The sequence below is a fragment of the Halostagnicola alkaliphila genome (genome assembly GCF_055379965.1).
Genome location: NZ_AP043825.1, coordinates 361,544 through 375,490, shown reverse-complemented (window position 1 = coordinate 375,490; position 13,947 = coordinate 361,544). Strand labels below are relative to the sequence as shown.

General features: G+C 47.0%; 13 protein-coding genes and 2 pseudogenes. 3 read left to right on the top strand and 12 right to left on the bottom strand.

Annotated features, from left to right (window positions below; translation table 11 throughout):
• The first annotated feature begins 275 nt into the window (after positions 1-275).
• Positions 276-641: a carboxypeptidase-like regulatory domain-containing protein gene (locus tag ACZ5C7_RS03975; RefSeq protein ID WP_464374825.1), complete on the top strand. Its 366-nt coding sequence runs from the start codon at positions 276-278 to the stop codon at positions 639-641.
• Positions 642-806: 165 nt separating this feature from the next.
• On the opposite strand, the gene ACZ5C7_RS03970 is transcribed toward ACZ5C7_RS03975, so the two are convergent.
• The 8 genes and pseudogenes from ACZ5C7_RS03970 to ACZ5C7_RS03935 form a co-directional block, all read right to left on the bottom strand.
• On the bottom strand, positions 807-1,778 hold the full coding sequence (locus ACZ5C7_RS03970) for an amidohydrolase family protein (protein ID WP_464374824.1): 972 nt from the start codon (positions 1,776-1,778) through the stop codon (positions 807-809).
• A gap of 48 nt (positions 1,779-1,826) precedes the next feature.
• Positions 1,827-2,461: pseudogene (locus tag ACZ5C7_RS03965) on the bottom strand (IS6 family transposase); the annotation flags it as partial.
• Positions 2,462-2,695: 234 nt separating this feature from the next.
• Complete coding sequence (locus ACZ5C7_RS03960) at positions 2,696-3,316, bottom strand: tripartite tricarboxylate transporter TctB family protein (RefSeq protein WP_464374823.1); 621 nt, start codon at positions 3,314-3,316, stop codon at positions 2,696-2,698.
• Positions 3,313-4,884 carry a tripartite tricarboxylate transporter permease gene (locus tag ACZ5C7_RS03955; protein WP_464374822.1) on the bottom strand — a complete coding sequence of 524 codons (1,572 nt, stop codon included), beginning with the start codon at positions 4,882-4,884 and terminating at the stop codon, positions 3,313-3,315. Before ACZ5C7_RS03955 ends, ACZ5C7_RS03960 begins: the two co-directional genes overlap by 4 nt.
• A 501-nt stretch (positions 4,885-5,385) precedes the next feature.
• Positions 5,386-6,030, bottom strand: coding sequence for a cupin domain-containing protein (locus ACZ5C7_RS03950; RefSeq protein ID WP_464374821.1), 645 nt, complete (start codon positions 6,028-6,030; stop codon positions 5,386-5,388).
• Complete coding sequence (locus ACZ5C7_RS03945; protein ID WP_464374820.1) at positions 6,027-6,776, bottom strand: cupin domain-containing protein; 750 nt, start codon at positions 6,774-6,776, stop codon at positions 6,027-6,029. Before ACZ5C7_RS03945 ends, ACZ5C7_RS03950 begins: the two co-directional genes overlap by 4 nt.
• 638 nt (positions 6,777-7,414) lie before the next feature.
• On the bottom strand, positions 7,415-7,846 hold the full coding sequence (locus ACZ5C7_RS03940) for a universal stress protein (protein ID WP_464374819.1): 432 nt from the start codon (positions 7,844-7,846) through the stop codon (positions 7,415-7,417).
• 147 nt (positions 7,847-7,993) lie between these two features.
• A complete protein-coding gene (locus ACZ5C7_RS03935) occupies positions 7,994-8,683 on the bottom strand; it encodes a transposase (RefSeq protein WP_464374818.1) in 690 nt (229 codons plus the stop codon).
• A gap of 156 nt (positions 8,684-8,839) precedes the next feature.
• Here ACZ5C7_RS03935 and ACZ5C7_RS03930 point away from each other — a divergent pair.
• Together ACZ5C7_RS03930 and ACZ5C7_RS03925 are read left to right on the top strand one after the other, a co-directional pair.
• Positions 8,840-9,292, top strand: a pseudogene (locus ACZ5C7_RS03930) (NAD(P)-dependent oxidoreductase); the annotation flags it as partial.
• Positions 9,266-9,661, top strand: coding sequence for an NAD-binding protein (locus tag ACZ5C7_RS03925; protein WP_464375252.1), 396 nt, complete (start codon positions 9,266-9,268; stop codon positions 9,659-9,661). The pseudogene ACZ5C7_RS03930 and the gene ACZ5C7_RS03925, both read left to right, overlap by 27 nt.
• Positions 9,662-9,867: 206 nt before the next feature.
• Here the strand turns inward: ACZ5C7_RS03925 and ACZ5C7_RS03920 are convergent, their stop codons facing one another.
• The 4 genes from ACZ5C7_RS03920 to ACZ5C7_RS03905 form a co-directional block, all read right to left on the bottom strand.
• Entirely contained in the window at positions 9,868-10,464 is a 597-nt protein-coding gene (locus ACZ5C7_RS03920; RefSeq protein ID WP_464374817.1) for a hypothetical protein, read from the bottom strand.
• A 134-nt stretch (positions 10,465-10,598) separates the two neighbouring features.
• Positions 10,599-11,582, bottom strand: coding sequence for a metal ABC transporter permease (locus tag ACZ5C7_RS03915; protein ID WP_464374816.1), 984 nt, complete (start codon positions 11,580-11,582; stop codon positions 10,599-10,601).
• Between the two features lie 9 nt (positions 11,583-11,591).
• Entirely contained in the window at positions 11,592-12,365 is a 774-nt protein-coding gene (locus ACZ5C7_RS03910) for a metal ABC transporter ATP-binding protein (protein ID WP_464374815.1), read from the bottom strand.
• The gene (locus ACZ5C7_RS03905; protein WP_464374814.1) at positions 12,362-13,738 is read right to left on the bottom strand and encodes a metal ABC transporter substrate-binding protein; all 1,377 of its coding nucleotides are present in this window, start codon (positions 13,736-13,738) and stop codon (positions 12,362-12,364) included. Before ACZ5C7_RS03905 ends, ACZ5C7_RS03910 begins: the two co-directional genes overlap by 4 nt.
• Positions 13,739-13,947 lie beyond the last annotated feature (209 nt).

Below are 13,947 nucleotides of genomic sequence, written 5' to 3'. Positions count from 1 at the left end.
GTGTTCCAATCCATGCGTTAATAATGTTTTGGATGAAGTGAATAGTTTCTTTACGCATGTAGCCCGCTCTACGAAAGGCTACCCTACAAAGAGCGTTACCGATATGGAACTAAAAGTACGAACAGATGACGATATCCTACAAGAGAGACGACGAGACTACAACTGTGTGTGAAGTGCCGAGTAAATAAATTTACCTGATATTTATATAAAATCTCGACGGCTATAATTCGGTCGAAAAGAGAAGTTTTAAACATTAGCAACGAGACCGCATAACGATGCTCGGATACACATATGTTAGCCGTCGTGCCGTAATAGCGACAACAGCCACCGGTATTGCGACCTCGCTAGCGGGTTGTTCGGATGGTGAAGATGAAGATGAGCAAGAGGGCCTCGAGGATGGTACGATAGCAGTTACTGTGCAGGATCAAGACGGAAATTCGATCGACGACGCAGTTGTCTCAATTAGTGGGGATGAACAAGAAGTCGACAACAACGGAGAGGGCTATTTCGAGGATAACGATGAGGGAGAGTACGACGTGCAGGCAGAAGCAGACGGATATCAGGACGGGGAAGCTGAAGCCGTAATAGACAAAAACCGAAGTACTACTGCATCGCTCACGATACCGCTCGAAGAAGAATAGCTAGCGAATTTACGCGCAGGGTTGTATTCAAAACTACATTCTCGAGTTCATTGCTGAGTGGTTGATGATTTCGACTACGTTGTAGGATCATCCATCGAAGTATATCGGGATAGGACAACGGCGAATCGAACGGAAACACTTGATGGAGGTCTGATCTATCGGTTGTTACAACAGTTCGGCCACGTTATTGCAGAGGATATCTTCCTTTTGCTCACTCGAGATATCAGCCTCCTCTATCATCGAGAGACCCACCTCGTAGTTTATTCGTCCTCCTTCCGTTCCGAACGGATAGTCGGCACCGAAAACGAGCTGGTCCGAATCGTAAAAGTCGAGACCGCATTCAAGCGAGGACGTCGAACCGCTTACTGCTAAATCGCCGTAGAACTTCCGGAACTGATCTTTGACTCCGTTTTCGAATTTCGGTAATTCTGTTCGAGAGTACATTTCCGGGTAGGTCATCCGTTTATCATAAAATTTCTCGATGCGATCAGAATAGAAGGATGTCATGCCACCCATATGATGTGTAATAATGTTTGGATCGAATTCGTCCATGATCCCACTCCAGACTAACCGTGCCATTGCTATCGTCGTGTCAAACGGCCACCCAAACAATTTGTGATCCATGTACTCATCGGTCCACGTATGCCAATTGTGCAACTGCGGATGAATCCAGATCGTTGCATCGAGCCGGTCTACCGCTTCCCAAAAGGGGCGAAATTCCGACGAATCTAGGGGTTTCCCTTCGATATTCGAGAAAATCTGTACGCCAGGCATCTCGAGTTCGTTTATACAATATTCAAGCTCCTCGATATACTTCTCGTTCAATAATGGTATCGTTCCTACCGAAATCAAACGGTCAGGATATTCCTGTCCAACATCGTTTATCGCATCGTTTGCAAGCCGGATGGCTTCAGGAGCTACGTCTCGATCGATTCCAGGCCAAATTGAAGGTCGAGCCAACGTCATTACTTGCCTATCGATCCCGAATTCGTCCATGTCGTTGACCCGATTGTCTATATCAATTAGGTGATCTGCACCTGCCATTTCCTCTAATTCAGGTGTCGAGTACAACTCTGACATCTCTATCAGAAATTGTTCTGGTAGGATGTGACTAAATGAATCGATGATTTCTGTCATCGGTATCTGATTTCGCCTGTTTACTATTGAATGTTTCCACTGTCACTGCTAGATTGAACCCCGTTGGTTGAGTGCTTCGACTAGTGATTGATTCTCAAGTGCTTGGTGACTACGATGGTGGCTGTAATAGGCGGTGTAGGCAGTAGCCAGCGCTCGGCGCTGGCCTGACTGCCGTTCCATGCTTCGTGGAACCGTTCGATTCGCATTGTATACGTCTGGAAAAACTTCTCAACGATGTTACGATCGGTGTAATCAAGATGGCCAGTGAAATTAGTGCGTGCGAGAGCGGTTAAATACCCATGCCATCGACGAGAAACTCCGTCAGAGACGCGGTGTTTCTCTTTCAGTTCATTCAGGAAGCGTTCGGCGAGATCTCGACCTTTCTGTTTCGAAGTCGTACGTGGAGCACGACTTTCGAATCGACAGCATTCGCCCGTAGAGCCACACTTTCTCTTCATGTTCGAGTTAAACTTGTTTCTCATCAACCGCAACGCGATCCGGTTCAGCGGTGAATCTTGGTCGTAGTGATCGGCGTACGCTTGGTACCAGTGCTGAATCGTGGCTCGGCGTCGATTGAGCCGCCCCACTCACAAAGGTCTCGACATTCGCCAATGACGCTGCTCCAGCATGGGCACGCACGCCAGTCTGATTAGCCAAGCTGGTGTACGAGTCCGATCACTGTCAAAAACTCCATATCAAAAGAACTCGTTGTCTACCTAGAGTTCTTCAAGGAGCATGTTCCACTTCCATCGAAGAACTCCGTTCAATCTCAATCTAGCAGTGCCCTTGCAGGCCAAACCACAATTTGATGAGTGGCGGTTGCTTCTCAGGGACTATACCGGTTTCATTCTATTATCTGGTCCGCTAGACACAACCTGTGAGAGTCGAAGGATAGTTACACAGGAATGATTCGATGCTCAGAAAGAGAGCAGTTCCCCCGACGGGAAATTCACATTCAAGAGCACCACAAATAATACGTAAATCGCTCCTGCCAGGACGATGGTCAGTATGAGCGATTTTTTAACATCCCGTAAGAAGAAGAGGAGGAAGGCGAGCAAGTACAGCGGGAGGGTTACTACAAACCCGATGTAATAAAGGAAGACAGGAAGGAAGATTACCCAGACCGCCATCATTAGTTGGTATTTCTCCCTTTCCGGTTTTACGCGAGAGACGTTATCAATATCGACTTGGAAGGAGTCATCAGTGTCGTCCTCAATGTTTGGTTTCATCTTCTCAATTTGTTCTGGGAAAAGTATCTTGAGTATCATTACCACGAGCAGGACAATTGCAATCGACCCCAATACTCGAGGGAACAGTCTATCCTCGAACGCCCACCCCTGAGTTTGCACTATCATCCAGCCGATCCAGACAATAATGCTGGCGTAAAAACCGACCTCGATCCAAGCTGAATCGATAGGCAGATAACTTTTCTCTGGTTGGTCCTTCTGAGTGTCTTGTTTCGTTGATTTCATGTCGGAACTTGTGTCTCTATTGGATGGCTGGCTATCGGTGTTATCGATATTTTCTTGGTTACTCATGCTAACACCCGTTTTCGAATTTGGACTCGAATGTATGGGAGGAACAGACTAATGATGATCAACACAATGAATCCGATGGAGATGGCGGAGTTGAAGAAGATACCGTAATCGTGGCCGGATATCTGGAGAGCTCTAAAGAAATTGTCTTCGACAATTGGCCCCAGAACCATTGCTAAGATGAGCGGAATTCGTGGGATCCCCGTCTTGATCATCGCAAATCCGAGAAGACCGAATATAAGCGTTACCCAGATGTCAAAAACGACGTTATCCAACGCAAACGTTCCGAAGAATGATACTATCAAAACGACTGGTGCGATAATCCGGACATCGAGTTGCGTAACGTATGCCATTTTATCTGCTAGTAAGATACCGACCGTACTCGTCATAATATTCGACAGAAGCAAAGCGACGACGATGATCGTAATAATATCGAGGTTCTCCTCAACGAGCAGTGGCCCTGGTGTCATGCCATGAAGGATAAACGCTCCGAGCAATACAGCCATGCTAGCGCTGCCGGGAATACCGAGAGCTAAGGTGGGAAGGAGGCTGGTTCCATCCTTTGCATCGTTACTCGCCTCACTTGCGATGACACCGCGTACATCTCCGGTTCCGAATTTTTCCGAATCGCTCGCTGTCTGGACGGCCTGAAAGTATGCTATGTAATTCGCTGCTGCACCGCCGATACCAGGAATCAATCCGACGACACCGCCGACTAACGAAGACCTAAAGAATAATGACTTGTTTTCATACACATCCCGAAACCCTCGAAGGTCGATACCCGCTAATTCTGACTCTTTCTTCGCGGTCGTCCCACCCTCCGATACTAGCTTGATCATTTCGGCGACCGCGAACAGCCCTATGAGAACAGGGATTAATTTGAACCCATCCAACATCTCAAGCTGACCGTAAGTCCACCGCTGGTTGGCAGTGATAGCACTCAAACCGTGCATAATAACGAGAAAACCGAGGGCAGCTGAAAACAGGCCCTTGATCATATTCCCTTTAATAACGATTGCAATAACAGTCAATCCCCACATTCCAAGCCAGAATACCTCCGGTGGGCCGAACAATACGATAAATTCCATAAGAACGGGAAAAATCAATAAAAAAATACCCAACCCAATAAATGCGCCTGCCGCACTCGCGACAGCACTCGCTGAAATTGCTCTCCCTCCCTCCCCGTTCCTCGTCATGGGATATCCATCAATTAGCGTTGCAGCATTGGGCGCCGAACCGGGAGTGTTTATTAGAATAGCCGATACGCTTCCCCCGAAGTTAGTTGCCCCCAACGCTGCTGCAAGAATTAAAATTGCCACGATCGGCTCAAACGTATACGTTAGTGGTATGAGCAGTGCTAGCGTAATCGTACCGCCCATTCCAGGAAGCATTCCCATGAACATTCCAAGCATCACAGCTAAACATACCAAAATAAAATTAGACGGTGTAGCGATTGTTTGTATTGCTATGCTAAAAGCTTCCATGAGACTACCTGGCATCGCTTCCCTGTTTTGAGTGAACATATATAATGTTTTTGCTCCATACCACGTTCCGAAGCTCTTAACGGGCATATATTCCGGCTATTGTTTGGAGATACTAGATATTCCGTGAGTGCAGTAGCACGGAATCTTCTAACATGCTAGTTTTGAGAGCGGTGCCCGGCTGCTATAGTGAAGTGAGCCCTCGACATTTGCGACAACGATTGGGCTGATCGTAACATAATACTGAAAACGACTGAAACAAAATTCAAAATGAATTACACAGCACACGGGTTACTTAAAAAGAGGGGTGAGAAAAGCAAAGGAAAAGTTGTCTCTGTAAAACAGGTTACGCAAGCGCGTCTGGAATTATAGGCCTTATCACGAAAATCACTCTGCAATGTGAAGGACGACCACGTTCGATTCAACTGGTTGCTTCGGGTATCCCAAATCAAAACCGTGGTCAGTTTAGATACTACCGTACTCTCAATACCAGCTATTCGAAGCAACAACGGCTAAAACGGGGGTACTTATTCAAAATGTATCGGTAATGTTGATATTGCTCTTGATTCGAATAACTAGTTCTACGGCAAGTTACTCGCTCACCTCCGATTCGTACTCCGGTGCGTTTTCGAATTGTTCTAGGTCCTCGAAACCAAAACCAAGATTGGTGAATGCTCTCGCCTGCGCTGAAATAAATCGGGCTGGGTCCGAATCTGAAGAGTTGTAATGTTGATGAACCGTATTCACCGGAATGTATATCGCATCACCGGCTTCCCACTCAAATTTCTTCGGCTCTTCATCGTAGCTCCAATCCGGTTTCTCATCATCCGGCTCATCGCCGCCAACAACTTCCAATTCGGCATCCCAATGCAGATCGTATCCCTCACCCTCGAGGACAATGACGATTTCCTCACTTCGGTGACGGTGTTTGCCAGATTTGCTTCCGGCGGGGATGACCTGTTGGTAAAGGTCAGCACCCATCCCTGGATAGTCGTAACGTTCGGCCATATCCTCATTTAACATATGCTTGAGCAGTCCTTGCTGAGATAGCTCCCACGGCATATCCTCCGGTTTGAGCACCTTATTCAGTGGGCCGTCACCATGTGCGGAAAGTGGATTATTCAGCGAGTTCTCGAGAAACTCCTGATAATAACCGGCCTGTTGATCGCCCCGTACCCACCGTTCTGCTTCTTCGTGAACATCTTCGATTTCGGAATCTTCTAACGGATTGCTCATTCGTTATCACCTTCGTGATCGTGGGCATATTCGTGGTGATGACTGTGTGGATGCTCGTGGTCAACCTTTGGCGCAAGATCTGCAACCTTCTCGAGGGCCTTTCGATGAGCTGGCTCTAGGTCAATTCTCGATGCCGTGCCGAACTCATCCGGTTCGTAATCTTCCCAACCGTCGATCGGTTCGTCTGGATACGGCGAGATATACTCTTGGTCAATAAGATGGAGAAACAAGTACATCGGTTTTGCTTTTATAATCAATACCCGAGCCGGATTATCAGGATCGGCGCTAAAGTGTTTGTGCGCACATCCACCGTGAATAAGCGCAAGATCACCCGGTTCCCAGGCGTAGCGTTTCCCGTCATGAACCTCGTACCCGGTTCCATTCAGAATATACATCAGCGCTTCGTTTTGATGTACGTGCATTTGTGACTCTCCCTCGGGCGCCAAATCAAGGATGTGCACCTGAAGTGAGTCCGTTTTATCGAAGACGTGCTCACCGCCTCGTGTCGAACCAAATACGTCTTTGTTCCAAACCTGGCCGCCCCCTTTCTGTTGCCATTCGGTATCTTCCCAGTTAACGACACGGTTTTCATCACGAAGGTTTTCCCGCTTATCCTTCATGCTATAATAGTTACTGGCTATTTCATTGACAAAAATTCGCTCAGTTTCGTACTCAACTTCCACCTCTGGGTTAATTTCACTTTCTTCTACCTCTTCATCCTCATCTCTCTCTCTGGTCCGTTCCATAGCGGGTGAGTTTTCCTTTATTGCGGTTAAACGTTTTGGTTACTTTGCTACCGACTGGAGTATTGAATCTGGGGCAATCTAGCGGTGGTTATACGTGAATTATATGTCACAGATCCCGTATTTCGGAGAGAGCGAATTTCTATTAGTAGGATTTCAGCGCGCTCCTATGATGCTCTTCGCTCGTTTTGTTTTCCTTGCCCCCTAGTTCCGTTCGGAATTGGCGAACACTACTAGGGATTGCACGCCTAAATTAGGTACATTCCTCATCGAGATATTCAAAAATCTACCCGGGGGATGTTTTTACACCCATACTATCGTAATAATATCCATCAATTTGAGTTGTTCCTCTTCTTTGGAGGAACATGACCCCCATCCACATTCGGTATTTTCGAACGGGGATATAGCGGTGATGAAAACCGTACGAGTAGTGATAAATCGTAGTATAATAATTTCAATATTATTTATGGGGATGGGCAAATTACATTCGTATGTAGACAGACATAGACATATAAAATAATATAAATAAGTAATGAGATGGTTAGTAACCGCTTTGACGAGAAAAGTGAAAACAATCTCGAGAACGGGGTATCTGGAACTAGGTTCGTTTCGTGGGCCAAAGTCACACCGGGTCGTTTAGATTACATGTCGTCCGGAATTGCAATGACGGGTGAATTCGAGTTCAAGATTATTCTTTGCGAAGTACTTCCAAAAACAGCCTTTCCAGTTGGTGAGCGTTTTTTCGTACCAATTACTACGTATTCTGCATCCATTTCCTCTGCATATTCTATGATTTTCGTGCTAGCACTCCCAATCAATCCGACGTGATTTGCATCAACGTTTGCTTCGTGAGCCGTTTCTCTCGCGACTTTTGCGGCACCTTCCCTGATTCGATCCATCTCGATAGCCTCACCGCCAGCATCCAGCGACTCGGAATGCATTTCGATAAATTCGGATTGGTTCAAAACGTGAACAACGTGTAATTCCATGCCGAAAGAGTTCGCCAATTTATTTGCTTCCTTCACGACTTGTACCGAGTGATTTTTTTGATCAATCGAGGCAATTACTACCATAGAAGAGATTATCAAAGGATGTGTATGAGTCTTTTGGTAGTATCCAGTCGTAGCCCCAAGCATGATGGCACCAGTGACGCCTGGATTTATGTAACGGACATGTGGCGAATCAGTAGTATTCGCTCTTGTGAAGCACGTTGTTGATTTTCAGAGCGCAGCATCGATAGCATGTTTGAGCGCTTTATCACCTGGTTTTCTATAGAGTTCACGCCGAAGCTGAAACGCTCTGGGAGACGGTGTTAGCTTGTCTTTCGAGGCTCCTCGATGTGGCGAGAGCCACGGTCGCACCAGCGACCCGTGGCTCTCGCAGGTATTGACGTGCACATCTCCATCAGCGTACTCACCATCGCCGTGGACGACGTATTCGCGGGCGAATGCGTCGTCCTTCTCAAGCGGGTCGTACGCGCGAAACCCGCCGGTATACGCCGTTAGCGGCTCCTCTTCGTGATCCGCGAGCAGGAGCCGAACCGTCGATTCGTCGATGAATTTCGCTGGCACGACGTACCGCTGGTCGTTGCCGCGATCAACGAGCGTGAACACCGGTGGTTTGTCTCCCTCCTGTCTTACCGTTCTGTACGAGAGATCGAGTTCATCAGCTGGAACGGTGTGCAGCTGCGCGAGAGTGTAGTCGTCGGAGTAGGTTTCATGAGTGGAGTCGGTGACGGCCTTGATGGATTTCTGATCGACAGCGGCTTGCAGAAGCGTCTGGCGAATGATCCCGGAGTCGAAGCCGCAGCCTTCGACTCCGGGGATTGGAATCTCTGTGAGTAGATCAAGCGCTAAGGTTTCAAGGTCAGAGGCCGTAAGGACGGTGTCTGGGTGGTAGAGGAACTTCATACACCCATCCAGACGCTTCCTGAGAACCTAACCTCGTCAGTTGTGGCTATCCGCTGATCTGATGGGAACTACCGACTTTGAGCCGCTGCTCTGCCATCAACAATCTACTTCGCAAGAGCGGTAGTATTAATACTCAAATTAATCATTGCCGAATATATGACAACCAAAGTCGGAGTTATCGGTGCCGGTCGCATGGGATTTCCGATGGTCAGGAACTTGAGGGGGAATGGATTCGAGGTATACGCATACGACGTCGACAAAGATGCTCAAGAAAAAGCTGTAAACGCAGGGTCTCAGTCAATGAAAAACCCGAAGAAGCTCGGACAACAATAGGATATCGTATTCGTTTGTGTTCCATCTGCAGTGCACATTTTTGAGGTGTGTGACGGTGAGGGAGGATTGTATGAGGGAATGGAGTCCGGAACAGTCGTCATAATGAGTTCCGTTCATCCGTCCATTCCGAACGCTGTCAAAGAGGAGACTCCGCAAAACATAAATGTCGTTGATGCACCGATGTGCCGAGGTGTCTCGGCTGCGAAACAGGGAGAAATATTATTCATGGTGGGGGGTGACGAAGAAGCCATAGAACACTGTAGACCCGCACTCGAGGCGTGTGGTGAGGTAGAAATCCTCGGATCATTCGGCGCGGGTCAAGTTGGAAAAACGAGTAATAATTTACTGCTCTGGACATCAATACTTGCAAATTATGAAGTCTTACGATTGGTTTCGGAGACCAATGTCGACGTGGACCCACTGCGTATACGCGATGTAATTCCAAAATCGAGCGGTGACACCTGGTCAATTCGAAGCGGTAACTGGGAACAACTCCGCCTATCGTGGCCGGAAAAAGATATGGCCACCGCGCTGGACATGGCGGACGACGCATCCTGCTCTCTCCCGGTTGCAGGATTATCATCCCAACTCATTAAAGAAGTTACTGTAGACGACCTCGAAGAGTTTTATTTTCAGGACCACTAAGAGCGCTGTATCCGTAATCAGTGCACAGCTAGCTCTTTCTCTGATTTGACCGTCTCATTCTGCGAGTTGTCCGTGGGTCGGCTGACGGTATTTCGGGTGATTATTCGCAGTCACAAACAGCTGTGTCGGACAGTAATCAGTTACTACTATTCAGAACTTTGTGGAAGTCTCTTACGTTTAAACGGTGATATGGAATAAATAGTATATCATGAATCATCACTGATAACTTTGACAGCGATAGCTTCGGACGACTCCCATTCAATGTTATCATTCTGTACTAATTGAAATAGAATAGCAGTTTCACCTGTCGATTCGCCGTGGATATGAATGTGATTTCCATGTGAATCAATATTGATCGTACTACTCTCGCCGTCGTCTGTCACACCGACACCTAATTGATGCTCTTCATCGTCGCCGATTGGAATTTTAACTCCGTTTTCGTCTTCGAATTCGGCACCGAGGGAGACGTAATCTCCAAGTTGAATTTTGGGTATGTTACCATGCCAGTGCCCATGATAGTCAGCAACGACGGTTTCATCGCCCCAATCAATGATCTCAAGATTCGAGACGGCATCATCCGAATCGTGATCATGGCCGTGGTTTTCATCGTCGTATTCGTCGTCGTGGCCATGGTCTTCATCGTCGTGTTCATCTTCGTTGTGTTCATCGTGTCCATCTTCGCTGTGGTCGTTATCACCGTCACTGGTGCAACCTACAACCACTGCTGAAGTTACTGATACAGCTCCGATTCCAAACTGACGTCGTGTCACTATATCTGCACGCATTATCTTAGCCAGTTCCATCTCTTTCTCGAGATGGCTTTAATATTCCGAAACAAGTAATATTACTAATTATATTCCAAATATTACTGCCAACAGGGCACTGATATCATACTATAGTGTCCATATTGAGAGGAGGCCTACTATCCGATGTGACTTCAATGAATTGAAGGAGACAGTCCGGATCGATCGGATAAGAGGATGGCCAACAAATACACTATAATTGAAATGACGACTATTGTTGCCCCCGGACGAAGTGCATACTGCCACGAAAGAAAGATACCAGTAAGCACCGAGAGAACGCCAATAACGATGGAAGCATAGAGTGCTTCCTCAAAACTACTCGAAAGGAGAGATGCCGCCGCAACTGGAACGACTAACATCGCCGCAACTAGGATCACGCCGAGTATTTGCATTGCACCAACGATCACCAAGGCGGTGAGAATAATCAACAGTGAGTTATATCCGGAAACGTTGAAACGAGCGACGACCGCAGCGTCTTCATCAAATGTGATATATAATAGCGGTTTATATGCTACTGTGACTAAACCGACTACAATTATGCTCAATACTGCCATCAACGATACGCTCCGTTCATCAGTGATAGATATGTTTCCAAATAGGTAGCTGTTGATATCAACAAAAGCAAATCCACCACCGAGATCAATGAATAGCGTCCCGACTGCGAAACTTCCGGTCAACATAATCGCGATGGGAACATCCCCATACGAACCAGTCCGATCAGCGAGGATTTGTACGGCTACTGCGCCGATAACTGCGACGCAAGTAGCAATAAGTAGCAACCTTGCATCCCATCCTGATGCACCCAAAATAAGCGTTCCGAAGGCCACACCTGCAAAAGCGGTGTGCGCGAGCGTCTCCCCGATCAATGCCATCTCGCGATGAACCAAGAACATTCCAATGACTGGTCCAATTATCCCAATGAAAACACCTGTCGTGATAGTGTTCCACATAAATTGGTAACAACCGATTTGCGTACCAAACATTTGACCTACAGCACAGCCTTGGTCGAAGAATTGTCTCGGCATTAGGCCGAAGGCCAAGGGTAGAAACACAACTACGACTGATAGCCCAATAATTGCGAGTGCTGCTTTGACCACCGTTGATAGAGATTTGTTCATTGATTCGGATCAGTTTTCAACTGCGTAACCACTAGGAAGTTGGTTGGCGTTTTCCTGACTTCGTACACGCTGGTTCGAATATACGTTCGATTTTGCCTTGCTCTCGACGAATTCGTCCGCTGGACCCACGTAGTGGAGGTTCCGGTTAATGCAAGCGATGCGATCCGCGTGTTCAGCAACGATACCGAGGTCGTGTTCGATGAGAATTATTGTGATCAATTCCTCTTGGAGGGTATTCAACAACCGATAAAAGTCGTCGCGAGATTCAGCATCGACACCGACTGTCGGTTCATCAAGCGCAAGTAAATCAGCGCCAGAAGCTAATGCTCTGGCGATGAAAACACGCTGTTTCTGGCCGCCAGAAAGCTGAGAGATCCGTCTGTTGGATAAATCGAATATGCCAACAGTCCGGAGAGCATCATCGATCATTTTGATGTCTGACTCTCCAAGCCGTCTAAAAGGGGACGCGGGATATCTCCCCATAGTGACAACTTCACGGACAGTAATTGGCATTGTGTTGCCTTTTCGCGAAGATCGCTGCGGAACATACCCAATCCGTTCCCCGTCACTGAAATCATTCACTTTCTCACCGAATACAGAGATCTCACCGGAATCTTGTTCAAGGATTCCCAACATTAGTTTCAGCAGAGTTGTTTTCCCTGATCCGTTCGGTCCTACGAGACCTAAAAATTCGCCTCGGGGGACCGAAAGAGAAAGACCCTCTACTGCCGGGTTAGTTCCGTAGCTGAACGTGATATCTTCGAGTTTTACTGCGTAAGTCATTGTTCGGTCGCTCCCAGCGCGTTCTTGAAAGCTGGTAGGTTAATCTTTTCCATTTGGCCGATATAATCACCGTGGCCATCGTCCTTCCACTCGCCAAGATAACTTTCTGCCGCGGAAACCATCGCCATGTCATTTGCACTGTCAGCTTCAGATAGTATAGCATCCGCAACCTGGTCCCCATCGAAGTAATCCCATAATATATACTTGATATCTTGCTCTTCGACGAGGTGTACGGCGGCAGCGATTTCAGTGCTCGACGGTTCATCATCTGGCGAAAGACCGACTGGAGTATGTATTTCAAATCCGTATCTCGTACCGAGATAATTGAACGAATCGTGACCAGCCAATACAGCAAGATCGTGGTCCCGATCCGAAAGTTCTGTTCTGAACCGTTGATGAAGATCATCAAGTCGGCCAATGTACTGTTCTGCGTTTTCCTCGTAGGTAGTTTCGTTACTTGGGTCAAGATCGATTAACCCATCGCGGATATTTCGAACGCCATCTTGGGCTAACACCGGATCAGAAAAAAACTTCACATCGTACATACCGTGATCTCGATTTCGACTATCGGCGTTCATCTCGGATACAGTTACCGTAAGTGGCTTCGACTCCCAGACTATCTCTCCAGACTGTCTCAACTCAATGATTACTGGAACATCACCCTTGGCCTGTCCCTCTAACCCGATATGATCCCCCTTGAAGTTAATTGAAATCGTATCTACTGATCCGTTTTCTTCTACTCGTGCGCCTAATTCATACGGCTCATCATCACTGAGGGGAAACAGTTCCCCGTTACTATCGATAAATCTCGCATCGAGTAAAATAGCTTCTTGAGGAGAGGTTCCAGGAATAGTTCCGTGCCAATGATCGAAGTGGAAGTGCGCAACCAATTGACTAGTCCGTCGGTCGATGAGCTCTAGTTCTCGAACAGATCCGTATTCGTAATCGGAAGTATCGTGGTTCTGTTCTTCGTGGTGGTCGCTTTCGTATTCTAGTAAATCAATTCCCTCAAGCGCATCGATTAGGAGAACATCGTCCGAATAATTCTCTTCGATCTCACTTGCAACTTGTTCCGCCCACGGTTGAAAGCCTTCAGCATCGAGATATACGAAGGCATCGGATTCGACGATATTCGGAAGGAGGTTCGTAGGCGGTTCCCATCCATGTCCGTGTTGTTCGGCAGGGACAGGATTTTCGACGGCAATATCTTTATTGGCGACGTTCCGGGTGAAATCATAGAGTGTGAAAAACGAAGTGTATACGGACTGTGTAGACGAATCTACTTCGGTAGAGTTAACACATCCAGCAATAGACGACATGGCAAATGAACTTCCTGTTATTTTCAATAGATCTCGACGGGATTTCCGCTTCATAGTATGCAATCTTGAGCGTATAGTATTATACCTAAGGATCATTTTCTCTTGTCATGGGGGTGGAAAATACAACTAAACCCCTTACATTTTCCTATTTTTAATACTAAATTAACCAGTTACCTATCTATATAGAGTTGAAGAGGTAGGTAAGAAGAATACCTAGGTGTAAAACTACCAATCTTTTCTATAGGTGCGTAAGGTGTATACGA